This is a genomic window from Paraburkholderia sp. OAS925 (genome assembly GCF_040543975.1).
Taxonomy (GTDB): domain Bacteria; phylum Pseudomonadota; class Gammaproteobacteria; order Burkholderiales; family Burkholderiaceae; genus Paraburkholderia; species Paraburkholderia graminis.
In genome coordinates, this window is the sequence record NZ_JBEUNO010000001.1 from 869,458 (window position 1) to 893,491 (window position 24,034).

The window sequence follows — 24,034 nt, forward strand, 5'->3', positions numbered from 1 at the left end:
GAGCGTATAGCGGATAGTGCGCGCTACGCTCCCGCCCGTTTCCCCGGCGCATTGACGAGCGCGATACCGGTCAGCACGAGCGCCGCGGCCATCAGAAAACGCAAGCTGAACGACTCGCCGAGCAGCAGCACGCCGAAGGTCACGCCAAAGAGCGGTGTCAGAAACGAGAACACCGACAGCCGCGACGCGACATAGCGCGTGAGCAGCCAGAACCACACTAGATAGCTGACGAACGCGACTACCACCGCCTGATACGCGAGGCTCGCGACCGCGAGCGGCGTGACGGTGTCGACATGCGCCTCGCCGAGCGCCAGCGCCATCACGAGCAGGACCACGGCCGACACAGTCAGTTGATAGAAGAGCGTCTTGCTCGCGCTCGACTGCGCGAGCCGCGTGGCGCGCACCACGACGGTCGTCGCGGCCCACGCGACGCCTGCCAGCACGCCGAGCGCGTCGCCGGCCACCGCGGCCAGTGACGAGCCGCTCGCCGTGGCGCCATGCAGGAAGCCATCCGCGAAAGCCAGCGCGATGCCCGCAAACGCGACGACAATGCCGATCCATTGGATGCGCCGCATCCGCTCGCCGTCGACGAACCAGTGCAGCCCGAGCGCCGTAAAGCACGGCGCGGTGTACAGAAAGACCGCCATGCGCGACGCGCTGGTCAGCGTCAGCCCGAGGAAGATGCACACGAATTCGGCGGCGAACAGGACGCCCGCCAGCAGACCTGCGGCGAGCGTGCCGTCGTCGCGAAAGAGCGGCGTGCCGCGCGAGCGAGCCCAGCCCCACACGAGCAACGCCGCGATGGTCGAGCGCAAGCCTGCCTGAAATAGCGGCGGCAACGCGGCGTTGGTGCTTTTGATGGCGACTTGCTGGAAGCCCCAGATCGCGCACAAGCCGACCATCAGCAGGACGGCGAAGCCATCGGGGGCGCGGCGCGCGGGCAGGGCGGTGGTGCTCATGGGCGATGTCGTGAGAGGAAGGCAAGACGGTTGAACGGCGCAGCACGTACCATATCAAACCCGCCGGCCCGCCCGGCCGATGCCCCCACCGCCTACGCGTGCTTCCTATAACTCGCAAGTCCTTTTGCTGATTTTGCGCAACGCCCGCGCAACACCTCGCGCAACACCTATTTCTTACCGTCGTTATTTCGCGCTAAGGTTCGACGACAGCGCCGTGAGCACTGCCTGTCAGTACGTTAGTGCGCACTGTGTCGCCGATTCCGGGCTTCTGTAGGAAGCCGACCTCGCGGACGCTGCGCCGCGTCAGCAGTCAAACTCTATCCGCGCAAAGCGGAGCCGATACGAGGAAACGACATGATGACCCTCAGCAGAGGCGCGGCCGTTGTCACGTTGATGTCGCTCGGCTGTCCGGCCGCGCACGCCCAATCGAGCGTGACGCTGTACGGCGTGGTCGACGAGAGCGTGCGCTATCTGACGCATGCCAACAAGGCCGGCGATTCGTCGCTCGGACTCGGCACCGGCGGCATGACGCAAAGCCGCTGGGGGCTCAAGGGCGTCGAGGACCTGGGCGGTGGCTGGTCGACCTTCTTCAAGCTCGAGAACCGCATCTACATCAACAGCGGGCAGAGTGACCCGACCTTGCCGTTCTTCAACGAAGCGCAGATCGGTGTGCGCTCCACTTCCTACGGTCAGGTGATTTTCGGCCGTCAGTACAACGTGATGATCGAAGGCATCACGGTAGGCGGCTACGGCAGCAATCCGTGGATTCCGTATGATTTCAGCTTTCAGCCCGAAGTGACGATGACGGGCGGCATCTGGACCAGCAACCAGGTGCAGTATCAGGCGAAGTACAACGGACTCACCTTTGCAGCGGGCTACGCGTTCGGCGGCAACGCCGGCAACTCGTACGGCAGCCAGATCGGCGCAGCGGCGGCCTATGCGCCGGCGGGAGGGCCGTTCAGCGTTGGCGGCGCGTATGAGGAGTCGAAAGACTCGGTCAACGGCGCGTCGGCGAAAGCGTGGACATTCGGCGGCTCGTACACGTGGGACAAGACGCGCTTTTCGCTAGGCTACATCGTCAATCGGGCCGACGCCGGTTTCTCCACGTTCGCCAACGGACCGTTTTCCGCGGCCTCGCTGACCGCGCTCAAGTACACCGACTTCTCGCGACGACGCATGTTCATGGGCGGCATCACGCAGCAGATCGGCAACGCGTGGCATGTGGCGGCGAATGTCTGGCGGACCCTGCAGGACGGCAAAACTCCCGCGAAAGACGGCTCGGCGTGGCAATACCAGCTCGTCGCCGACTACAACCTGTCGAAGCGCACGGACGTCTACGTCGAAGGCGATTATTCGCTGTATCGCGGCGACCTGATCGGCGCGCAATTGCAGGGCGTGAATGCCGTGGGCCTCGCGCAGAAAGGCTCGCAAATCGGCTTGATGGCGGGGCTGCGGCATCAGTTCTGAAGCCTTGCGAAGCGCGTTTCACACGTCGATTGCGAGCATTGCGTCCGCTGCAACGGCGGGCGATTCCGGGTACATTGACGGTCTCGACGTCAAAGCAACAGGGAGTACACGATGCGCCTGCTTCACACCATGCTCCGGGTCGGCGACCTGGATCGTTCAATCGCGTTTTACACCGAACTGCTCGGCATGAAGTTACTGCGCCGCGACGATTATCCGGATGGCAAGTTCACGCTGGCGTTCGTCGGCTACACGGATGAGCGCGACGGCACCGTCATCGAATTGACGCATAACTGGGACACGCCGTCCTATGACCTCGGCAACGGTTTCGGCCATCTCGCCGTGGAAGTGGAAGACGCCTACGCCGCCTGCGAAAAAATCAAGGCGCAAGGCGGCACAGTCGTGCGCGAAGCGGGCCCGATGAAACACGGCACGACCGTGATCGCATTCGTGACCGATCCGGACGGCTACAAGATCGAGTTCATCCAGAAGAAGAAGTAACGCGGGCCACGGGCCTTAAAGCGTCGGCAGCAATTCAGGCGGATGCGACTTGAGCGTCTGCCGCGCTTCGCGAAATTCCGGGAAGATCGATTCGACCGTTTGCCAGAAGCGCGGGCTGTGGTTCATTTTCCCGCAGATGCGCGAGTTCGTGCGCAACCACGTAATCGATAATCGAAAGCGGGAAGTGAATCAGCCGCCAGTTCAGGCGAATCTTGCCGTCGCTCGAACAACTGCCCCAGCGCGTGGCCGCTGACGAAAGCGCGTACGCGCGATAGTTGACGCCCAGCTTCTCCGCGTAAATTGCAAGGCGCTCGCCGAACACACGCTTCGCTTCGCCCTGCAACCAGCCTTGCACGCGGTCCTTGATCTGCTGCGGATCGGCTTGCAAAGGCAGCGGCACTTGCAGCGCGGAATCTTCCGCGCTGAACGCGAGCGTGCCTTGCGGCGAGCCGAGCCTCACATGCACCGGCTGACCGAGATAGGGCACTTGCGCGCCGTCTTTCCAGTCGACCTTCGGCAACGCGCGCTGTTCGACGCGCGTTTGCCATTCGATCAGCTTCGTGAAAATCCAGCGCTGCTTCTCGGTGATCGCGGTTTCGATATCGGCGAGCGTGACCCAGCGCGGCGCCGTGATCGTGAGGCCGGTGCTGTCGATGGCAAAGCCAATCGAGCGGCGCGCCGAACGCTTGAGCGCGTAATGCAGCGTGCGTGAGCCGATCACCAGTTTGCGCAGCTTGCTGCCGTCGGGTGCAAGCGGGACAGCGGGCTGCTGCCCGTGAGGCGTCGCGGTAGGTGCGGACGGCGAAGGAGACGACGACGTCGAACCCGGCTCGGCGAAGAGCGGGAGATCGAGTTGCCGGTTATCGAGCGCCGCGGCGGGCTGCGGCGTAGGAGACTTCTGCATCGGATTCGGCTTCGCGCAAGTACGCCTTCGAGGGCGTGGGCGCGTCAGATTGGTGCGGCGGCGGAACTGCTATCCGCCGCGCGATACGCAGTGGGATCGATGCGACGCATTTCAGCTTCGATCCACTGTTCGACGCGCGTGTTCACTTCATCGGGCGTGAGCCCCGTGGTGTCGATCGGCTTGCCGATTGACACTGTGACTATACCCGCATATTTGAGAAACGAGTTGCGAGGCCACACGCGTCCGGCGTTGTGCGCGATCGGCACGACTGGCGCGCCGGTGGCGATCGCGAAGCGCGCGCCGCCGGTCTTGTACTTGCCCTGCTTGCCAGTCGGCGTGCGCGTGCCTTCCGGAAACATGATGACCCATGCGCCTTCCGCCATGCGCGCCTTGCCTTGCCTGATGACCGACTCGAACGCGTATTTGCCTTCCTTGCGGTCGATGTGAACCATCTTCAGGAGACCGAGCGCCCAGCCGAAAAACGGCACGTACAGCAACTCGCGCTTGAACACATAGCACAGCGGCCGCGGCATCAGTGCGGGAAACGCGAGCGTCTCCCATGCCGATTGATGCTTCGACAGCAGCACGGCCGGACCGTTGGGCAGGTTCTCCATGCCTTCGAGCGTGTAGCGGATGCCGGTCAGCCAGCGAGCGACGATGACCGTGACACGGCACCAGCCCGCCGCCATCCAGTAGCGCTTGTCGGCGCGCATGAACGGAAACGCGATGAAGCACGCGGTCGCGTAGGGCACCGTGAATACGACGAAGTAGATCAGCAGCAGCAAGGAACGAATGAAGCGCATCGGCGTGGTCTGTGAGGGTTGGGGACGCGCGACGTGCGCGTCACTCTTGAGCGTCGGCGAGGAAGTCGAGCACGAACGCGCGCAGATCGTCGTGGACCGTGGTGCCTTCCGGCAGTCCGCCGGCCGCGAGTGTTTTGCGGCCCTTGCCCGTCAGCACCAGATGAACCGGATGGCCGAGCGACGCGCCCGCTTGCAGATCGCGCATCGCGTCGCCGACTACCGGCGTGTTCTCGGGGGCGACCTCGAAACGCTCGTTGATCATCTTCAGCATGCCGGCCTTCGGCTTGCGGCATTCGCAGTGATCTTCCGCCGTGTGCGGGCAGAAGAACACCGCGTCGATGCGCCCGCCGACCGAAGCCGCCATGCGATGCATCTTCAGATGCATCGCGTTGAGCGCGTTCATGTCGAACAGACCCCGGCCGATGCCCGACTGGTTCGTCGCGATCGCCACGCGATAGCCCGCCTGGCTCAGACGCGCGATCGCTTCGAGCGAGCCCGGCAGCGCGACCCACTCGTCCGGCGACTTGATGAACGCGTCCGAATCGACGTTGATCACGCCGTCGCGGTCGAGGATGACTACTTTCTTGGTCGGCATGGCGTGCGGCTCAGGCGGCGAGCCGGGAAATGTCCGCGACGCAATTCATCTGCTGATGCAGCGCGCCGAGCAGGGCCAGGCGGTTTGCACGCAGCGACGGATCTTCCGCGTTGACCATCACGTCGTTAAAGAAAGTGTCGACCGGTTCGCGCAGCGCGGCGAGCGCGGTCAGCGCGCCGGTGTAGTCGCGTGCGGCGAGTTGCGACTGCACGCGCGGCGCAACCTGCTCGAGCTGCGCATGCAGCGCTTTTTCCGCCGCTTCAACTAACAACGCCGGCTGCACGCCGCCGCTCGCGCTAGCGCTTTCCGACTTCTTCAGAATGTTCGAGATGCGCTTGTTGGCTGCCGCGAGCGATGCCGCTTCGGGCAACGCCGCAAATTCTCGCACGGCATCGAGACGCGCGACGATGTCGTCGAGGCGCGTCGGATTGAGCGCGAGCACCGCGTCGATTTCGCCCGGCGCGTGGCCGCGTTCGCGCAGCAAACCGCGCAGACGATCCATGCTGAAGTCGTAAATGGCTTGCGTCGAATCGGCGACGTTCGGCACCGCGGCGAACTGCGCGTAAGCGGTGCGCAGCAGTTCGACGAAGTCCACGGCCAGTTGCTTTTCGACCAGGATGCGCAGCACGCCGAGCGCATGACGGCGCAGCGCGAACGGGTCTTTTTCGCCGGTGGGTTGCAGGCCGATGCCCCAGATGCCGACCAGCGTTTCCAGTTTGTCGGCGAGCGCGACGACCGTACCGGTCGCTGTGCCCGGCAACGCGTCGCCCGAGAAACGCGGCTGATAGTGTTCCGAGCATGCGAGCGCCACTTCTTCCGGCTCGCCGTCGTGGCGCGCGTAGTACGTGCCCATCGTGCCTTGCAGCTCGGGGAATTCGCCGACCATGTCGGTGATCAAATCCGCCTTCGCGAGACGCGCGGCACGTTTGGCGAGCGCGACGTCGGCGCCGATCAACGCGGCGATCGCACCGGCCAGCGCTTCGACCCGCTCAACACGTTGCAGCGCCGAGCCGAGCTTGTTGTGATACACGACGTTCGCAAGCAGCGGCACGCGATCGGCGAGCGGCTTCTTCTTGTCCTGCTCGAAGAAGAACTTCGCGTCGGCAAGACGCGGACGCACCACACGTTCGTTGCCTTCGATAATGTCGCCCGGCGTGGCCGTTCCAATGTTCGACACGATCAGGAAGCGCGAGCGCAGCTTGCCGTTCGCATCGGTCAGCGCGAAGTATTTCTGATTCGTCTGCATCGTGAGGATCAGACATTCCTGCGGCACTTGCAGGAATTCGTCCTCGAAACGGCATGCGTAGACCACCGGCCATTCGACCAGCGACGTCACTTCATCGAGCAGCGATTCGGGCATCACGACCTGGTCGCCGTCAGCGTGCGCGAGCAGATGCGTGCGGATCGTTTCCTTGCGATCAGCGAAGTTCGGGACCACGCGGCCTTTGTGCATCAGCGTGTCCGCGTAGGAATCGGCGTGCTGGATCTGCACGAAACCTTCGGACAGGAAGCGATGGCCGAGCGTGGTGTCGTCGGCGTCGATGCCGAGCGCGCTGACCGGCACCACCTGGTCGCCATGCAGCGCGGTGAGCCGATGCGCCGGACGCACGAACTGCACGTTCGAGCCGTCGGGACGCTGATAGGTCATCACCTTCGGAATGGGCAGCTTGCTGAGCGTTTCGTCGAGCGCGGCTTGCAAGCCTTCCGCGAGCGTCGCACCCGGCGCGGCATAGCGCAGGAAGAAGGCTTCGGCCTTGCCGTCTTGCGCGCGTTCGAGGTCGCTAATGGAAAAATCGGGGAAGCCGAGCGCGGCCAGTTTCTTCGCGAGCGGCGCGGTGGGCTGGCCGTCTTTATCGAGCGCGACGGAAACCGGCAGCACTTTTTCGCGGACGTGTTTTTCCGGCGCGACCGTGCGCACGTTTTTCACCGTGACCGCGAGGCGGCGCGGCGTCGCATAACGTTCGAACGACAGTTGGCCTTCGATCAGATCGCGCCCGGCGAGGCGTTCCGCGATGCCTTCGGCAAAAGCGTCGCCGAGACGGGCGAGCGCCTTGGGCGGCAGTTCCTCGGTCAGCAGTTCGACCAGCAGGGTAGCTTGATGGGATTGAGTCATTTCTTGATGTTCTCGTCAGTCCTGGTCGATCTTGCGTTCGACTTTCAGCGGCGGCGCCCACGCCGGCATGGCGGCGTCCTGCTCGTCGGTCGTGAGGCCGGGCACGCCGTGCACCGGATTGCCGAGCATCGGGAAGCCGAGCTTCTCGCGCGAATCGTAATAAGCCTGCGCGACAAGACGCGACAGCGCGCGAATCCGGCCGATGTAGGCCGCGCGCTCCGTCACGGAAATCGCGCCGCGCGCGTCGAGCAGGTTGAACGTGTGGCCGGCCTTCAGCACGAGTTCATAGGCGGGCAATGCGATCTGCGCTTCGATCATGCGCTTCGCTTCCGCTTCGTAGCTGTTGAAGAACGTGAACAGCAGATCGACGTTCGCGTGCTCGAAGTTGTACGTGGACTGTTCGACTTCGTTCTGGTGGTACACGTCGCCGTAGGTGAGGCGCCGCGTTTCCGGGCCGTTCGGGCCTTGCTCTTCCCACTCGGTCCAGATGAGGTCGTAGACGTTCTCGACCTTTTGCAGATACATCGCGAGACGCTCGAGGCCGTAGGTGATTTCGCCGAGCACCGGCTTGCAATCCAGACCGCCGACCTGCTGGAAGTACGTGAATTGCGTCACTTCCATGCCGTTTAGCCACACTTCCCAGCCGAGGCCCCAGGCGCCGAGCGTGGGGTTTTCCCAGTCGTCTTCGACAAAGCGCACGTCGTTCTGCTTCAGATCGAAGCCGAGCGCTTCGAGCGAGCCGAGATACAGATCGAGGATATTTTCCGGCGCCGGCTTCAGCACGACCTGGTATTGGTAGTAATGCTGCAGACGGTTCGGATTCTCGCCATAGCGGCCGTCTTTCGGGCGGCGCGACGGCTGCACGTACGCGGCGCGCCACGGCTCAGGGCCGATCGCGCGCAGGAAGGTGTGGACGTGCGAGGTGCCCGCGCCGACTTCCATGTCGATCGGCTGGAGCAACGCGCAACCCTGCTTATCCCAATAGGACTGCAGTGTCAGGATGATTTGCTGAAACGTGAGCATGAAGTGCCTTTCGGGCATGGGGCCGCGCCGCGGGCGCGTGAGCGCGCGGGGCGGCCGTGGAGCGAAGTGCTAAACCGGAGATTTTAACGGAAAGGCGGGGGGGTGTCCGTTTTGGGAGGGGGAGCGACTCTCGTCAGCGGAGGCCTTCACGCCACCGCCAACTCCACCTTCGGCGAAAACGAATCGCTTTGCGCAACCGGCCACCATTTCTCATACAACGAGTAACGATAATTCCCGTTGAGAAGATCGTTCGGCTCGAGATACTTCAGCAGCTCGGACATCAACTGCACCTCATGCGACGACACACGTCGCACGATGTGATGCGCGCGCAGTTCCGCAGGATGCTTCAAGCCTGCAGCCTGAACGATCTCCTTCAGCGCATGCAGCGTGTTGTGATGGAAGCTGAATACGCGGTCGGCCTTGTCCGGCACGACGAGCGCGCGCTGGCGCACCGGGTCTTGCGTCGCGACGCCGGTCGGGCAGCGTCCGGTGTGGCACGTCTGCGCCTGAATGCAGCCGACCGCGAACATGAAGCCGCGCGCCGCGTTGACCCAGTCCGCGCCGATCGCGAGCGTCTTCGTGATGTCGAACGCGGTAATCATCTTGCCGCTCGCGCCGATGCGAATCCGCTGCCGCAAGCCGATGCCGACCAGCGTGTTGTGCACGAGCAGCAAGCCTTCCTGCAACGGCACGCCGACGTGATCGGTGAACTCGAGCGGCGCCGCGCCGGTGCCGCCCTCGGCGCCGTCCACGACGATGAAGTCCGGCAGAATGCCCGTCTCGAGCATCGCCTTCGCAATGCCGAAGAATTCCCACGGATGCCCGATGCACAGCTTGAAGCCGGTCGGCTTGCCGCCCGACAGTGTGCGCAGCCGATCGACGAATTCGAGCAGCCCGCGCGGCGTCGAAAACTCCGAATGCGTGGCCGGCGAAATGCAATCGCGGCCCATCGGCACGCCGCGCGTTTCCGCGATTTCCGGCGTGATCTTCGCGGCGGGCAGCACGCCGCCGTGACCGGGCTTCGCACCTTGCGACAGCTTCACCTCGATCATTTTCACTTGCGGCTCGGCGGCCTGCTTCGCGAATTTGTCGGCGCTGAACGTGCCGTCGTCGTTTCGGCAGCCGAAGTAACCCGACGCGATTTCCCAGATGATGTCGCCGCCATGCTCGCGGTGATACTTCGACATCGAGCCTTCGCCGGTGTCGTGCGCGAAGTTGCCTTTCTTCGCGCCGAGGTTCAGCGCCATGATCGCGTTCGCCGACAACGAGCCGAAGCTCATCGCCGAGACGTTGAAGATCGACATCGAATAAGGCTGTGCGCGATCGGCGCCGACCACGATGCGAAAGTCGTGGCTATCGAGCGTGGTCGGCGCGAGCGAGTGGCTGATCCATTCGTGCGCGACGGCCTTCACGTCGAGTTCGGTGCCGTAGGGCCGGCTGTCGACGTCGTTCTTCGCGCGCTGATAGACGATGCTGCGTTGAGCGCGCGAGAACGGTTTTTCGTCGGTATCGTTTTCGACGAAATACTGGCGGATTTCCGGGCGGATGAACTCGAACAGAAAACGGAAATGACCCCACAGCGGATAGTTGCGCAGAATCGCGTGGCGCTGTTGCGTCAGATCGAAGATGCCGAGCGCGACGAGCGCGAGCGGCACGACGATCCACAACCACGAAACGTGTTGCGTCGCGGCGAGCGCCGTGGACAAACCGAGGAGCGCGATGGCGCTCCACATGGCCAGATAACGTCGAGAAAACATGAGGACTCCGGTGCAGTGAATCGTCACGGAGCGATTGCCGGGCGCGGAGCACAGGCAGATCCACCGTGGGAAAAACGAGCGACTGCCTGTCGGGAAGACGTGAGCGGGTCGTTGTGAGGTTTAAACGTCGTGCAAAGGCTTGCTGAGTTGAAGTCGGCGAGCGAAACGCAGCAAGCTAGCGCGCGCTCAGCAGTGCCGCCTTTTGCGGCTCGCGCACGGCCGGCTGCCCGGTCGCCGCGTGTTCGATGATGCCGCCGCCGAGGCACACGTCGCCATCGTAAAGCACGGCCGATTGCCCCGGTGTGACAGCCCATTGCGCATCGTCGAAGGTGAGTTCGAACAGACCTTCGCGCTGATTCGCGCGGCTGAACGTGCAGCGCGCGTCCGCTTGCCGGTAGCGGGTCTTCGCGCCGCACGCGAAGCCTTCCGCCGGCGGCTCGCCCGCGACCCAGCTCGTGTTGCCCGCGCTCAGCGTATGGCTCAACAGCCACGGATGATCGTGCCCTTGCGCGACATACAGCGTGTTCGAAGGAATGTCCTTGCCCGCGACGAACCACGGCTCGCCGCTGCCGTCCTTGCTGCCGCCGAGGCCGATGCCCTTGCGCTGCCCGAACGTATAGAAGGCTAGGCCGATGTGCTCGCCGACCACTTTGCCGTCGGTGGTTTTCATCGGGCCGGGTTGGGTCGGCAGATAGCGGTTCAGGAAGTCGCGAAACGGCCGCTCGCCGATAAAGCAGATGCCGGTCGAATCCTTCTTCTTCGCATTGGGCAGCGCGATCTGTTCGGCGATTTCGCGCACTTTCGTCTTCGGAATTTCGCCGAGCGGAAACAGCGTTTTCGACAACTGCGCCTGATTCAGCCGATGCAGAAAGTACGATTGATCCTTCGTATGGTCGAACGCTTTCAGCAGTTCGAAGCGGCCATTGTTTTCGCGCACGCGCGCATAGTGGCCGGTCGCGATGGTTTCCGCACCGAGCGACATCGCGTGATCGAGGAAGGCCTTGAACTTGATTTCGGCGTTGCACAGCACGTCCGGATTCGGCGTGCGGCCTGCCGAATATTCGCGCAGGAATTCGGCGAACACGCGGTCCTTGTATTCGGCCGCGAAGTTGACCGCTTCGACGTCGATGCCGATCAGGTCCGCCACCGACACCACGTCGATCCAGTCCTGGCGCGTCGAGCAGTATTCGCTGTCGTCGTCGTCTTCCCAGTTCTTCATGAAGAGGCCGACCACGTCGTAGCCCTGTTCCTTCAGCAGCCACGCGGTGACCGACGAATCGACGCCGCCCGACATGCCTACTACGACTTTCTGCTTGCTCATAAGATGCTCACTGGGTACTGCGTGACTTCATGGATCGTGGAGATGGCCGCTTGTGGCGGCTTGTGACCGCTCGTGACGGCTACCTCTTTGGCCCGACCGAATGCGTATGCACGAAATCGAGCGGAAAACGCCGGCCTGCCAGGTAATCGTCGATACATTGCATGACGAGCGGCGTGCGGTGCCTTTCGGGGCAGGCGCGCAGTTCGTCGGCGCTCATCCACAAGGTTCGAACGATGTCGGGATCGAGCGCGCGCTCTGCTTCCGGTTCGCCGCCGGCGCCGCAATACGTGAAGCGCAAATAGGTGACGCCGCCGTTGTCCGGCCGTTCGAAATGCGTCATGTACATGCCGACGAGCGCCTCGGGCGTGAACGGATGCGCGGTTTCCTCGAGCGTTTCGCGGATCACCGCTTCCAGCAGCGTTTCGCCGGCTTCCAGATGGCCGGCCGGCTGGTTCAGGCGCAGCCCGGCGGCCGTGTGTTCCTCGACCACGAGAAAGCGCCCGTCACGCTCGACGATGGCCGCGACGGTCACATGCGGCAGCCAGGTTTCCGGTTTCATGGGTGCGCATTTTACCGTTTATGGCCGCTCACTGCCGGGATGCGGGCGGGACGCGGCCGGGTCGTTGCCGGTTCATTGCGGCGGCCGGCGGTGACCGGTGACATGCGGCCGGCTGCGGCGACTTGCCGCATGCGACTGCCGCCGCCCACACGCCTCGGAGCCCCGTATCCGCGCACACCCCCGGATTGTCCCCGATTTCTGCCGCCCCCCATGTTTCGGGTAAAGTGAGGCGTTAGCCGTTGCACTTGCAAGCCGGCGTGCCTCGTCGGCCGATCTGTCGTCAAACAGTAAGTCGAGGAGGAACACGATGCACATCGGAGTGCCAGCCGAGACGCGCGCGCACGAAACCCGCGTCGCCGCGACGCCCGAGACCGTCAAGAAGTACGTGGCGCAGGGCCATCGGGTCACCATCCAGAGCGGCGCCGGGGCCGGCGCGAGCTTTCCCGACGACGCTCTCGCGGCAGCCGGCGCGGAAATCGTCGATGCGGCCACCGCTTTTGGCGCCGACCTCGTCCTCAAAGTCCAGTCTCCCACCGAAGCCGAACTGCCGCTGCTCAAACGCGGCGCGACGCTGGTCGGCATGCTCGATCCGTTCAATGCGGAGAATGCGCAGCAACTCGCCGCGGCGGGCGTCACCGCCTTCGCGCTCGAAGCCGCGCCGCGCACCACGCGCGCGCAAAGCCTCGACGTGCTGTCGTCGCAGGCGAACATCGCCGGGTACAAGGCGGTGCTGCTCGCCGCGACGCTTTATCCGCGCTTCATGCCGATGCTGATGACCGCCGCGGGCACGGTGAAAGCCGCGCGCGTGCTGATTCTCGGCGCGGGCGTGGCGGGCTTGCAGGCGATCGCGACCGCGAAGCGCCTCGGCGCCGTGATCGAGGCATCCGACGTGCGTCCCGCCGTCAAAGAGCAGATCGAATCGCTCGGCGCGAAGTTTCTCGACGTCCCCTACGAAACCGATGAAGAGCGCGAAGCCGCGCAAGGCGTCGGCGGCTATGCGCGGCCGATGCCGCCTTCCTGGCTGCAACGCCAGTCGGCACTCGTTCACGAACGCGCGAAACAGGCCGACGTGGTGATCTCCACCGCCCTGATTCCGGGCCGCGCGGCGCCGACGCTGCTCTCCGTCGAGACCGTGCAGGCGATGAAACCGGGCTCGGTGCTGGTCGATCTGGCAGCGGGCCGCGGCGCGGACTATGAAGGCCGCCGCGGCGGCAACTGCCCGCTCACCGAAGCCGACAAAGTGATCGTCAGGCACGGCGTGACGATTGTCGGCTACACGAATCTCGCCTCGATGGTGCCCGCGGACGCGTCCTCGCTCTACGCGCGCAACCTGCTCGACTTCCTCAAGCTCATCATCACGAAGGAAGGCGCGCTGAACATCGACCTCGCCGACGACATCGTCGCGGCCACGCTGCTCACCCGCGACGGCGAAGTCGCGCGCAAGGCATAACGCGAATTCACCTGGAGAAACGGCGATGGAAGTGCTCAACCACACCGTCATCAACCTGATTATTTTCGTGCTGGCGATTTACGTCGGCTACCACGTCGTCTGGAACGTCACGCCCGCGCTGCACACGCCGCTGATGGCCGTGACCAACGCAATTTCCGCGATCGTGATTGTGGGCGCAATGCTTGCGACCGGCCTTACGCTCGGCACGCCGGGCAAGTTCTTCGGCACGCTCGCCGTCGCGCTCGCGGCGGTCAACGTGTTCGGCGGCTTCCTCGTCACGCGGCGAATGCTCGAGATGTTCCGCAAGAAAGAGCCGAAAAAGCTCATCGCCGATAAGAGCAAGGAGAACGCGTAATGAGTCTGAACGTCGTCACGCTGCTTTATCTGGTTGCGTCGGTCTGCTTCATTCAGGCGCTCAAGGGGCTGTCGAATCCGAAGACGGCGCGCATCGGCAATACGTTCGGCATGGTCGGGATGGCGATTGCGATTCTCACGACCATCGCGCTGATCGCCAAACAGGCGAATGCACTCGGCTCGAATCTTGCGCTCGGGCTCGGCTTGCTGTTCGCCGCGCTGATTGTCGGCGGTGCGATTGGCGCGTTCGTCGCCGCGCGCGTCGAGATGACGAAGATGCCGGAACTCGTCGCGGCGATGCACTCGCTGATCGGTCTCGCGGCGGTGTGCATCGCGTATGCGGTGGTGTCGGAGCCAGCGGCATTCGGATTGATCGATCCGGAGAATCCGGTGCCGGGCTTTCTGCCTTATGGCAATCGCGTCGAGTTGTTCATCGGCACGTTCGTCGGCGCAATTACTTTTAGCGGCTCGGTGATCGCGTTCGGCAAGCTGTCGGGCAAGTACAAGTTCCGGTTATTCCAGGGCGCGCCGGTCGTCTATGCGGGTCAGCATCTGATCAACCTGATGCTCGCGATTGCGATGCTCGGCTTCGGCGTGATCTTCTTTTTCACGCAGTCGTGGTTGCCGTTCATCATCATGACGCTGATCGCGTTCGTGCTCGGCGTGCTGATCATTATTCCGATCGGCGGCGCGGACATGCCGGTCGTCGTGTCCATGCTCAATTCGTATTCGGGCTGGGCGGCGGCGGGCATCGGCTTCTCGCTGAATAATCCAATGCTGATCATCGCGGGCTCTCTGGTGGGCTCGTCGGGCGCGATTCTGTCGTACATCATGTGCCGCGCGATGAACCGCTCGTTCTTCAACGTGATTCTCGGCGGCTTCGGCAACGAGCCGGGCGCGGCTGCGGCGGGCGGATCGGCTGAGCAGCGTCCGGTGAAATCGGGTTCTGCCGATGACGCATCGTTCATGCTCGGCAACGCAGAAACCGTCGTCATCGTGCCGGGTTATGGCCTTGCCGTTGCGCGCGCGCAGCATGCGTTGAAGGAGTTGACCGACAAGCTCGTGGAGAAAGGCATCGAGGTGAAGTACGCGATTCACCCGGTCGCGGGACGCATGCCGGGTCACATGAACGTGCTGCTCGCCGAAGCCGAAGTGCCGTACGACATGGTGTTCGAAATGGACGACATCAACGGCGAGTTCGGTCAGGTCGACGTGGTGCTCGTGCTCGGCGCCAACGACGTCGTGAACCCGGCCGCGAAGAACGATCCGAAGTCGCCGATTGCGGGCATGCCGATCATCGAGGCTTATAAAGCGCGCACGGTGATCGTCAACAAGCGTTCGATGGCGGCGGGTTACGCGGGGCTCGACAACGATCTGTTCTACATGGACAAGACGATGATGGTGTTCGGCGACGCAAAGAAAGTGATCGAGGATATGGTCAAGGCGGTCGAATAACACGCGATAAATTGCGCGGCGCCCGAAGGTCTGCGCCGCGCAATGCTCACTTCTGTTTCGGTTTGGCGTTCACATGCCGCAGCAGGTCCGCGAGCCGTCTGCCTTCCTGATCGGGATACGGCTCGCGCACTTCGAGTTGCTGGATCTTCTCGAGCCCGAAGTTGCGGAAATCGCCGCGCAATTCACACCACGCGCCAAGCGTCCAGCGCGCGCCCCAATAGGCGAGTGCGAGCGGCCATACGCGCCGCTCCGTCGCCGCGCCGTTGGCATCCGTGTACGCAAAACTTACGACATGCCGCGCGTCGATCGCGCGGTGCAGCGTGTCGAGCTGCGTCGAAAAATCGCTTTTGATATGGAACGACGGCGCGAAGATCGCGAGCCGTTCGAGCGACGCGCGCTTGTCTGCGGGCATCGCCGACGCAATCTTGGCCAGTGCGCCGCGCGCTCCGCTTGCAAAGCCGGCTCCGCCCCACGATTCGAGCATGCGCGCGCCGGCGGCGAGCGCCGCGAGTTCATCGGCGGTGAAGGTGAGCGGCGGAAGGCTCGCGCTGCGGCTCAGCCGGTAGCCGATGCCGGCCTCGCCTTCGATCGGCACGCCGGATAGCTGCAGATCGCGCACGTCGCGATAGACGGTGCGCAGCGAGATGTTGAGCCAGTCGGCGAGTTGCTGCGCCGTGGTCAAACGCCGGCCGCGCAGCAATTCGGCGATCTGGAACAGACGGTCGGCGCGGCGCGTCATCGTGGGCGTCTTGTAGAAGAGGACAGGGACAGTCCCGCGATGATAGCGCCGCATGCCGCGCTCCGGTCAGCGTTCGGGTTAGCGTTGGGTTCAGCGCTTGGGTGTGCGTTCGCGCGAGCGTTTGAGTGGATGCTCAGGTGAGCGTTCGGACGGCGGGTTCGATGCGTGTGTCGCCCGCGCGGGCGTTACCCGTTCGATGGCCGCTGTCCGCAGCGCGGTTAGCCGTTGGTGCGCGAATGCAGGCCGAGGCGATTGCCTTCGCTGTCGATGAAAAACGCGATATAGCCGATGTCCTGCGGCAGCTTGATGACCGGTCCATCGGTCTTGCCGCCGGCTTCTTCGATGCGGGCGAGCGCAGCGTCGACGGTCGGCTGCGCGTTCAGGTAGACGAGCACGCCGTCGCCGTTCGGGGTCATCGACGGGCTGTGGACGATCGCGCCGCCCGTCGCCGGTTCTTCGTAGCCGAACACGGCGATGGGCTGGCCGCCGATTTCCTGGCGGTTCAGCTTCACGTCGAGCGCGACTTCATAAAAGCGCACGGCGCGGTCGAAATCGACGGACGGGATTTCGAACCATGCAACAACTTTGGACGATGCGGACATGACACTCTCCTGTGGATGGCGGTAGGCCGGATAAATCGCCGGATGGCGTGAGGAGGAGTGTGCGGGGGTGCTGCTGACAGCGTGGTGTCAGTAGGGTGGGGCGGTCGGGCTGGGTCGTGCGATCGTGCGGATGGGCGAGGTGAGAAAAAACCGCGGCACTGTGTGTGGCCGCGGTTTGTTTCTGGCTGCGTTTGCTTGGCGCTTGTTGTTTGTCGCTTGCCGCTTGTCTTAACCGGCAGGCGTATCGCCTTGCGGCCGCTGACGCACGCTGCCCGCGATCAGATCGAAGCGGAACAGCCGGCATTCGAGCGCTCCGTTAAAGAGCGGTGTCTTCGTCGATTCGCGCAGGCGCAACTGGCCCGGCAGCTTGCGATCCGACGTCAGGATGAATGCGTGCCAGCCGGTGAAGCGCTGCTTGAGCGCGTCGCCGAGCGACTGGAAGAACTCGCTGTCGGGCGCTTCTTCCTGGGCGCGGCGAAAGCTGTCGTCCTCGCGGTTGTCGCGGCTGCGTCCTTCACGTCCTTCGCGGATTTCGCCGCGCGCGTTGCGTCCGCGCACTTCGATCCGCTCACCATACGGCGGATTGGCGACGAGAATGCCCGGCGCCGAAGTCGGCGGCGTCATGCCGCGCGCGTCGACCTGTTTGAGCGGAATGGTCGGCAAGCCGGCGCGCTGGAAATTCGCGCGCGCCTTGTCGAGCATGTCGCCGGAAATATCGCTGCCGAAAATCTGCAGGTCGGCGCGCGAGTTGCGGGCGGCGTGCTTGGCGTCGAGCGCGGCGGCCTTCAGCGTCTGCCACGTTTTGCTGTCGTACTGCTTGAGCTTTTCGAAGCCGAAGCGGCGTTCGGCGCCGGGCGCGATGTCGAGCGCGACCTGCGCGGCTTCGGCGAGGAACGTGCCGCTGCCGCACATCGGGTCGTATAGCGGCGTGCCGGCGCTCCAGCCCGTCAGACGCAGAATGCCCGCCGCGAGATTTTCGCGCAGCGGCGCCGCGCCCTTGTCGAGGCGCCAGCCGCGCTTGAAGAGCGGGTCGCCGGACGTGTCGAGGTAAAGCGTGCAGTCCGTCGCGGTGAGGAACGCGAACACGCGGACGTCGGGCGTCGCAGTGTCGATGTTCGGGCGCGCGCCGCTGACTTCGCGCAGACGGTCGCAGATCGCGTCCTTCACGCGCAGCGTGGTGAATTCGAGGCTGCGCAGCGGCGACTTGATCGCGGTGACGTCGACGCGCAGCGTTTCGTTCGCAGAGAACCATTGCTCCCAGCGTTGTTCGACGGCGAGTGCGTAGATGTCCTGCTCGCTGCGATACGGACGATGCGCGATTTTCAGCAGCACGCGGCTCGCGAGGCGCGAATGCAGATTGGCCGCCATGCCGGCTGCCCAGCCGCCGCGAAAATGCACGCCGCCGGGGACTTGCGAGCCGGGCGCGAACGGCGCGCCGTGCAGATGCTTCGCGGCGATCTCGGCGAGTTCGGAGGCGAGCGCGGCTTCGAGACCGCGCGGGCAGGGGAGGAAGAAATCGAAGGACATGGAGGGGCTAGCCGGTGGGCTGTGGGTAAGGGGGTATTGTACGCGGTGGGGTGTGGGGGGTGCTTTTTGGCCCTTTGGCCTTTTCTTGTTTTTTGTCGGTGGTCTATTTGTGTTGCACCTGGCTTGCTTTGGCCTTTCCTTGTTTTCTCGGTGGTCTATTGGCGTTGCCCCTGTGCGGGGCGGCACTCACTTTCTTTGCCGCCGCAAAGAAAGTAAGCAAAGAAAGCGGGCTTACACCGCCAGCTTATAGATGGCTCCCCCAGTTCTGAGGCGGCAGTGGTGCGCCTGACATCCGTGCCCTCGCACATTCGACGCCCGTGACAAGGCAGTCATTCTTCCCCACTTGCACTGCGTGCTCGCCGGAAGGGTTCGCTTAGAGCCTCTCGCTTGCTTGTTAACGCCGTTGGCCTTTCCTTGTTTTCATGGTGGTCTATTTGTGTTGCCCCTGTGCGGGGCGGCACTCACTTTCTTTGCCGCCGCAAAGAAAGTAAGCAAAGAAAGCGGGCTCACACCGCCAGCTTATAAGTGGGTTCCGTTGCTCGGTGCGGGCAGTGGTGCGGCAGACATCCGTGCTCTCGCGCATTCGGCGTTAGTGACAAGGCAGTCATGCTTCCCGACTTGCACTGCGTGCTCGCCGGAAGGGTTGCTTCCGGCGCGCACGCCGCTTCGCGCACGACCGGAAATCGCGCCTGTTGTCTTGCGAAATGTCCCGCGCCTATCCCGTTCTCGCCGGCGTAGTCTTGTATTGGGTGCCACGTGGAAGTCTGGTCAGAGCTGCACAGCCGTCGCAACCAGCGCTGCACACGTTTCCACGGTCTTAATGGCATCTATCGCGTGGCGTCCGTCACGGCGCGCGGTTTTTTCGGTCGTTTCTATCAGAAAGAGAAAAAACATGAAATGGTATCTGCTAGTGCTTTCGAAGTACGTTGAATTCAGTGGACGAGCGCGTCGCAAGGAATACTGGATGTTCCTACTGTTCAACGTAATCATCGGGATTGCCTACGGAGTCGTGCTGGTCATCCTCGATCTGGAAGAGTCCAGGTTCTGGCGCAACCTTTATCCCTTGCTGGTGTTCCTTCCGGGCCTGGCGGCGCTGGTTCGTCGCATGCACGATTCCAACCGAAGCGGTTGGTGGGCCCTTTGCCCCGTCGCCAACCTGGTGTTTGCCTGCTTCGAGGGAACGCGAGGCCAAAACCGCTTCGGCCCCGACCCAAAGCAACCAACGCAATGAGCGAGCGCTGACCCTTCAATAGAGCGAAGAGCGAAGAGCGAAGAGCGAAGAGCGAAGAGCGAAGAGCGAAGAGCGAAAAGCGAAGAGCGAAGAGCGAAGAGCGAAAAGCGAAGAGCGAAAAGCGAAAAGCGAAAAGCGAAAAGCGAAAAGCGAAAAGCGAAGAGCGAAGAGCGAAACAGACACCACAGCGAACCCTTCCGACGAGCACGAGTGCGAGTCGGGAAGCATGACTGCCTTGTCACAAGTGCGGAGTGCGCGAGAGCACGGATGTAAGGCGTGCCACCGCCATCTCCGAGCAAGGGGCTCCACTTATAAGCTAGCGGTGTAAGCCCGCTTTCTTTGCTTACTTTCTTTGCGGCGGCAAAGAAAGTAAGTGCCGCCCCGCACAGGGGCAACACGAATAGACCACAACGAATTCAAGGAAAGGCAAAAAAGAAAGCAAAAAAACCAACGTGAAAAGCACAAAAACCAATCACCGCCCAGCAACACCCGCATCCAAAGCAGGACACCCCGGCACACTACCGCGAGTACTCGCCTTCGTCCCCTGCGAAGCAGAAGCAGAACCCGCAGCAGCAGCCATAGCCTGCAACGCAGCAGCCACCTGCGCAGAAACGCGCATCAAAGCCCGCCGATGCCCATCAACAAGCGCATCATACCCACCACCGACAGGCTCACTAACAACACTCCTGCAAGTCATCACAGCAGTACTGCGCACGGCCCGCACGCTCCACACCGCATCGATCAGCGCATGCGACCCAGGCCACGACTCAAACCGCTGCACATTCATGCTCACGCGATACACCGGCGTCGCATCGGAATAAGCCGTCCCGTACACATCAATCGTATTGAGTTGCTGAGTGAGACTGGTCGACAACGCGCGGCGCAGTTCATCGCCGGGCAGCGACGCCCAGCGATCTTCTTCCAGCACCTTGACCTGCGTCGGTCCCGTCTGCACGACGAGCTGAGTCTTCGCGACTTGCGGCGGCACATCGATAGGCGCGACTTCGATCAGCCACGCAGGCGCCGCCGACGTCCGCAAGCCCGACGCCGCAGCGGACGCAGCGCCATTCACATCGCCCAACGTATAAAACCGGCTACTCGGCGACGCACACGCCGCGACCGCCAGCACCGCGGCGAGCGCACCGGCACGAACAGCGCTGCGCGCCACTACGCGCGACAAACGGGGGAGTCGAACGAACATCATGGCTTGTCTCCTGCTTTACCGCGCAACAACGATTCCGGGTGGCGCTCGAGATAATCCGACAGCGCATTCAGCGACTGCAACGTGCGCGTCAATTCCTGCAACGCCTGATGCACATCCGACTGCAACGGCGAGTCCTGCTGCAACGTCGCCTCGGCCGAGCCGAACGTCTGTTTCGCGGCGGCCAGCGTGTCGCGGGCTTGCGGCACGACTTCCGTGTCCAGTCGCTTGAAGAGCTGGTCGGCATTCTTCAGCGCGCTGTTCAGGTTGTTGCCGATCTGATCGAACGGCACCTTGTCGAGCTTCTTCGCGATGTCGGCGACCTGCAATTGCAGCTCGTCGAGCGTGTTCGGAATGGTCGGCAATTCGAGCGGGTCGCTGGCTACGTCGACGGTGGCCGGCGGCGCCTTCGGGAAAATGTCGAGCGCGACGTACAACTGGCTCGTGATCAGATTGCCCGTGCGCAACTGGCCGCGCAGTCCGTGCTTGACGAGTTGTTGCAGCAGCGTCTGACCGGCGAGGCTGCCCGGCGTCGGCGCGGTTTCGCGGAAGCGCTTGCCGAGGCGGTCAGGGTAGATGTTCATCGTCACCGGCATCGTGAAGCTGCGCGTCTTCGGATCGTAGTCGATGCCGATGTTGGTCACCTGACCGAGCACGATGCCGCGGAAATCGACCGGCGCGCCGACCGACAGACCGCGCAGAGACTGGTTGAAGTTCATCACGACGCGCAGCGGCACGCCGTCCGGCTCGCGCATCGCGTCGCCTTCGTCGGAACCGAGGCGGAACGTCATGTTGTTCGGCGCCTGCGCGCCCACGCCCTGACCCGGCGGCGACTGGAACGACAAGCCGCCGACGATCACCGTCGCGAGCGACTGCGTGTTCAGCTTGAAGCCGCTCGAATCGAGCCGCAGATCGACGCCGCTCGCATGCCACCAGCGCGAATTGGTGCCGACGTACTGGTCGAACGGCGCGGACACGAACACCTGCATGGTCACGCCGGTGCCGTCCTTGTCGAGCGAGAAGCCGACCACCTGGCCGACCTGCACGCGGCGATAAAAAATCGGCGAGCCGATGTCGATGGAGCCGAGCGAATCGCCATGCAGAATGAACTGATGGCCCTTCTGGTCGCCGGTAATCGGCGGCGGCGTCTCGAGGCCGACGAAGTTCTTCTCGCTGTCCGGCGAATGACCGGCGTCCGCGCCGATATAGGCGCCGGAGAGCAGTGTGGTGAGGCCCGACACGCCGCTCGCGCCCACGCGCGGCCGCACGACCCAGAAGCGCGAATCCTTGACCGCGAAGTCTTCGCCTTCCTTCGTCAACTGCACCTGCACGAGCACGTGCGAAAGATCCTTCGACAACGTGATCGACTTGACCGCGCCGACGTCGACGTCCTTGTACTTGACCTTGGTCTTGCCAGGCTCTAGCCCTTCCGCGCTGATGAAACTGATCGTGATGGTCGGGCCTTTTTCCGTCACCGATTTGATGACGAGCGCAATGCCGATCAGCGCGGCAATCAGAGGGATCACCCAGACGAGCGACGGCAGCCAGCGGCTACGCGGCTCGATGTCGGGGTCGGGCAGTTGGGGCGGCAGCTTCGGTCCGTTCGAATCGTTGCGCGGCGCATCGGAGGCGGGCGTCGGTCCTGGCGGGCTAGTCATGTTCGAGGTCCTGAGGTTTTTGGGTACTGCCGTCCACGTGGTCCCAGATGAGCCGTGGATCGAATTGCATGGAGGCCATCATCGTCAGGATCACTACCGAGCCGAACGCAATCGCGCCCGGGCCGGCCGTGATCACGGCAAGCGATTTGAAACGCACGAGCGCCACGGTCAACGTGACGACGAACACGTCGAGCATCGACCAGCGGCCGATCCGCTCGACCATCCGATAGAGCGTCGTGCGCTGCTCCGGCCGCCAGCGCGAGCGTCGCTGCGCGGTGACGGTGAGCAGCACGAGCACGCTCAGCTTCAGCATCGGCACCATGATGCTGGCGATGAACACGATCACCGCGAGCGGCCAGTCGCCGGAGGTCCAGAAATAAACGACGCCGCTCATGATGGTGTCGTCCTCGGAACCGAGCAACGACGACGTGTGCATGACCGGCAACAAATTTGCCGGAATATACAGCAAGGCTGCGGCGATCAGCAGCGCCCAGGTTCGCATCAGGCTGTCGGGATTGCGCGAGTGCAGATGTGCGCCGCAACGCCCGCAGTGCTGCGGCGTGACCGAGCGGATGCGCGGCTCGACGCGTCCGCACGCATGGCAGGCCACGAGCCCCGCGCGTTTTGCGGTGACGTATTTCATCGCGCGGGTCATCCTCGATTGGAGGCCGGCGGGGCGCCGGGAGTGGTGCCGCGGCCAAGGTCGCTGCGTGTGTCGCGGCTGGAGTCGGCTTCGTCGCCGGCTTGCAGCAGCGGCGGCGCGGGCGGGCCGGCCATCGAGCCGAGCGCGGCTGCCGCGCTGTCGGCCGACGTGCGCGGCAGCGGCCGCTGGCCGCGCGCGCCGAGTTCGTCGGCGAGGTCCCACAGAATGCGCGGATCGAACGTGACGACCACGGCGAACATCAGCGTGAGCGCGCCGAACGCGAAGAGCGCCGCTTCCGGAATCACGCGCGCGAGACTGACCATCTTCACGATGGTGATGAGCACGCCGAGCATGAACACTTCGATCATGCCCCAGGGCCGCACGAACTGGATCGCGCGCAACACGCGGTTAAAGCCTCCCGGCACATAGCCGGCGCGCAGCGGCACCAGTACGTAGAGCAGCGCGACGAGTTCGGTGAGCGGAAACAGAATCGTCGAGCAGAACACCATGACGGCGACGATCTGCATGTTCTCGTTCCACAGCGCGACGAGCGCACCGAACAGCGTGGTCTGCGAGGTAATGCCATTAGTCTCCAGCTCGACGATGGGGAAGCCCTGCGCGATCAGGAACGTGATCAGCGCGGCGAGCGTCATGGCGCTGATGCCGTCGAGCTTGCGCGATACGCCCGCGTAGAGCGTGGCGCCGCAGCGCGGACAGCGGGCGACTTTGCGCCCGACAAGCCGTGGCTTGCGGAACAGCGTATCGCATTCATGGCACGCGATCAGGTTGTCATGTTCCATGCGGCAGCGGGCCAACGATATGTAAGTGAGCGTGCAATGCCGGTCGCAATTTCGGTGGCAATACTGGTTGCAATGCGGGTCGCAATGTAGCCGATTCGGCGGGTCTGTAAAAATTCGTGGAGCAATAGTACCAAAAGGCATTGCCGCGCCGCGCCGGTGAGCGCGAAACGCTTGGCGCGCAACGGTTCTGACAGCGTCCGTCCCCAATTGTTCAACCGGCTGATCCGGGAACGTGAAGGCGTCCTTCGGTCAATTTCGCTTTGCCGCAGCCAGCTTTTTGCGCTTCGGGTAGCATGGCGGCCTGGTGCGTCTCGAAGGCCGCGGCGCCCGGCACTTTGGCGATGGACTTTACATCGGCGGGGAATAGCCGGGGGT

General features: G+C 63.6%; 22 protein-coding genes and 1 pseudogene. 6 read left to right on the top strand and 17 right to left on the bottom strand.

What is annotated here, in order from left to right; translation table 11 throughout:
* Window positions 1-23 precede the first annotated feature (23 nt).
* Window positions 24-959: a DMT family transporter gene (locus tag ABIE53_RS03880; RefSeq protein ID WP_029970460.1), complete on the bottom strand. Its 936-nt coding sequence runs from the start codon at window positions 957-959 to the stop codon at window positions 24-26.
* A 354-nt stretch (window positions 960-1,313) separates the two neighbouring features.
* Between ABIE53_RS03880 and ABIE53_RS03885 the strand changes: the two genes are divergently transcribed.
* Together ABIE53_RS03885 and gloA are read left to right on the top strand one after the other, a co-directional pair.
* Window positions 1,314-2,426: a porin gene (locus ABIE53_RS03885; RefSeq protein ID WP_192700022.1), complete on the top strand. Its 1,113-nt coding sequence runs from the start codon at window positions 1,314-1,316 to the stop codon at window positions 2,424-2,426.
* Between the two features lie 111 nt (window positions 2,427-2,537).
* The gene (gloA, locus tag ABIE53_RS03890; RefSeq protein ID WP_006047941.1) at window positions 2,538-2,924 is read left to right on the top strand and encodes a lactoylglutathione lyase; all 387 of its coding nucleotides are present in this window, start codon (window positions 2,538-2,540) and stop codon (window positions 2,922-2,924) included.
* Between the two features lie 15 nt (window positions 2,925-2,939).
* On the opposite strand, the pseudogene ABIE53_RS03895 reads toward gloA, so the two are convergent.
* From ABIE53_RS03895 to ABIE53_RS03930, 8 genes and pseudogenes are all read right to left on the bottom strand, one after another.
* A pseudogene (locus ABIE53_RS03895) lies at window positions 2,940-3,828 on the bottom strand (M48 family metallopeptidase).
* A 44-nt stretch (window positions 3,829-3,872) separates the two neighbouring features.
* A complete protein-coding gene (locus ABIE53_RS03900; RefSeq protein WP_006047939.1) occupies window positions 3,873-4,631 on the bottom strand; it encodes a lysophospholipid acyltransferase family protein in 759 nt (252 codons plus the stop codon).
* Between the two features lie 40 nt (window positions 4,632-4,671).
* Window positions 4,672-5,226 carry a D-glycero-beta-D-manno-heptose 1,7-bisphosphate 7-phosphatase gene (gene gmhB, locus ABIE53_RS03905; RefSeq protein ID WP_006047938.1) on the bottom strand — a complete coding sequence of 185 codons (555 nt, stop codon included), beginning with the start codon at window positions 5,224-5,226 and terminating at the stop codon, window positions 4,672-4,674.
* Between the two features lie 10 nt (window positions 5,227-5,236).
* Window positions 5,237-7,339 carry a glycine--tRNA ligase subunit beta gene (gene glyS / locus ABIE53_RS03910; RefSeq protein ID WP_192700023.1) on the bottom strand — a complete coding sequence of 701 codons (2,103 nt, stop codon included), beginning with the start codon at window positions 7,337-7,339 and terminating at the stop codon, window positions 5,237-5,239.
* 15 nt (window positions 7,340-7,354) lie between these two features.
* A complete protein-coding gene (gene glyQ, locus ABIE53_RS03915; RefSeq protein ID WP_006047936.1) occupies window positions 7,355-8,362 on the bottom strand; it encodes a glycine--tRNA ligase subunit alpha in 1,008 nt (335 codons plus the stop codon).
* Window positions 8,363-8,508: 146 nt separating this feature from the next.
* Window positions 8,509-10,119, bottom strand: coding sequence for an FMN-binding glutamate synthase family protein (locus ABIE53_RS03920; RefSeq protein ID WP_006047935.1), 1,611 nt, complete (start codon window positions 10,117-10,119; stop codon window positions 8,509-8,511).
* 175 nt (window positions 10,120-10,294) lie between these two features.
* The gene (gene mnmA / locus ABIE53_RS03925; RefSeq protein WP_006047934.1) at window positions 10,295-11,440 is read right to left on the bottom strand and encodes a tRNA 2-thiouridine(34) synthase MnmA; all 1,146 of its coding nucleotides are present in this window, start codon (window positions 11,438-11,440) and stop codon (window positions 10,295-10,297) included.
* A gap of 79 nt (window positions 11,441-11,519) precedes the next feature.
* Entirely contained in the window at window positions 11,520-11,999 is a 480-nt protein-coding gene (locus ABIE53_RS03930) for an NUDIX hydrolase (RefSeq protein ID WP_006047933.1), read from the bottom strand.
* A 307-nt stretch (window positions 12,000-12,306) separates the two neighbouring features.
* Between ABIE53_RS03930 and ABIE53_RS03935 the strand changes: the two genes are divergently transcribed.
* The 3 genes from ABIE53_RS03935 to ABIE53_RS03945 are packed head-to-tail and all read left to right on the top strand — an operon-like array spanning window position 12,307 to window position 15,258.
* Window positions 12,307-13,449 (top strand): Re/Si-specific NAD(P)(+) transhydrogenase subunit alpha, encoded by a 1,143-nt coding sequence (locus tag ABIE53_RS03935; protein ID WP_053857519.1) that lies wholly within the window; start codon window positions 12,307-12,309, stop codon window positions 13,447-13,449.
* Window positions 13,450-13,474: 25 nt separating this feature from the next.
* On the top strand, window positions 13,475-13,804 hold the full coding sequence (locus ABIE53_RS03940; protein ID WP_006047931.1) for an NAD(P) transhydrogenase subunit alpha part 2: 330 nt from the start codon (window positions 13,475-13,477) through the stop codon (window positions 13,802-13,804).
* Window positions 13,804-15,258 carry an NAD(P)(+) transhydrogenase (Re/Si-specific) subunit beta gene (locus ABIE53_RS03945; RefSeq protein WP_006047930.1) on the top strand — a complete coding sequence of 485 codons (1,455 nt, stop codon included), beginning with the start codon at window positions 13,804-13,806 and terminating at the stop codon, window positions 15,256-15,258. Before ABIE53_RS03940 ends, ABIE53_RS03945 begins: the two co-directional genes overlap by 1 nt.
* 46 nt (window positions 15,259-15,304) lie before the next feature.
* Here ABIE53_RS03945 and ABIE53_RS03950 read toward each other — a convergent pair whose 3' ends face one another.
* The 3 genes from ABIE53_RS03950 to ABIE53_RS03960 form a co-directional block, all read right to left on the bottom strand.
* Window positions 15,305-16,051, bottom strand: a complete 747-nt coding sequence (locus ABIE53_RS03950; RefSeq protein ID WP_006047929.1) for a helix-turn-helix transcriptional regulator — start codon at window positions 16,049-16,051, stop codon at window positions 15,305-15,307.
* Between the two features lie 164 nt (window positions 16,052-16,215).
* Window positions 16,216-16,599 carry a VOC family protein gene (locus ABIE53_RS03955; RefSeq protein WP_029970452.1) on the bottom strand — a complete coding sequence of 128 codons (384 nt, stop codon included), beginning with the start codon at window positions 16,597-16,599 and terminating at the stop codon, window positions 16,216-16,218.
* A gap of 228 nt (window positions 16,600-16,827) precedes the next feature.
* Window positions 16,828-18,126, bottom strand: a complete 1,299-nt coding sequence (locus ABIE53_RS03960) for a THUMP domain-containing class I SAM-dependent RNA methyltransferase (protein WP_029970451.1) — start codon at window positions 18,124-18,126, stop codon at window positions 16,828-16,830.
* 892 nt (window positions 18,127-19,018) lie between these two features.
* On the opposite strand from ABIE53_RS03960, the gene ABIE53_RS03965 reads away from it, so the two are divergent.
* Window positions 19,019-19,357 (top strand): DUF805 domain-containing protein, encoded by a 339-nt coding sequence (locus ABIE53_RS03965; protein ID WP_029970450.1) that lies wholly within the window; start codon window positions 19,019-19,021, stop codon window positions 19,355-19,357.
* 472 nt (window positions 19,358-19,829) lie between these two features.
* Here ABIE53_RS03965 and ABIE53_RS03970 read toward each other — a convergent pair whose 3' ends face one another.
* From ABIE53_RS03970 to ABIE53_RS03990, 5 genes are read right to left on the bottom strand one after another with little or no spacing between them, the layout of a single operon-like run.
* Complete coding sequence (locus tag ABIE53_RS03970; protein WP_107707328.1) at window positions 19,830-20,561, bottom strand: PqiC family protein; 732 nt, start codon at window positions 20,559-20,561, stop codon at window positions 19,830-19,832.
* Complete coding sequence (locus tag ABIE53_RS03975; RefSeq protein WP_029970448.1) at window positions 20,558-22,216, bottom strand: PqiB family protein; 1,659 nt, start codon at window positions 22,214-22,216, stop codon at window positions 20,558-20,560. The genes ABIE53_RS03970 and ABIE53_RS03975 overlap by 4 nt, the downstream gene beginning before the upstream one ends.
* The gene (locus tag ABIE53_RS03980; RefSeq protein WP_006047923.1) at window positions 22,209-22,859 is read right to left on the bottom strand and encodes a paraquat-inducible protein A; all 651 of its coding nucleotides are present in this window, start codon (window positions 22,857-22,859) and stop codon (window positions 22,209-22,211) included. Before ABIE53_RS03980 ends, ABIE53_RS03975 begins: the two co-directional genes overlap by 8 nt.
* Window positions 22,860-22,867: 8 nt before the next feature.
* Entirely contained in the window at window positions 22,868-23,659 is a 792-nt protein-coding gene (locus ABIE53_RS03985; RefSeq protein ID WP_053857523.1) for a paraquat-inducible protein A, read from the bottom strand.
* On the bottom strand, window positions 23,641-23,874 hold the full coding sequence (locus tag ABIE53_RS03990) for a hypothetical protein (protein ID WP_132384551.1): 234 nt from the start codon (window positions 23,872-23,874) through the stop codon (window positions 23,641-23,643). The genes ABIE53_RS03985 and ABIE53_RS03990 overlap by 19 nt, the downstream gene beginning before the upstream one ends.
* Window positions 23,875-24,034 lie beyond the last annotated feature (160 nt).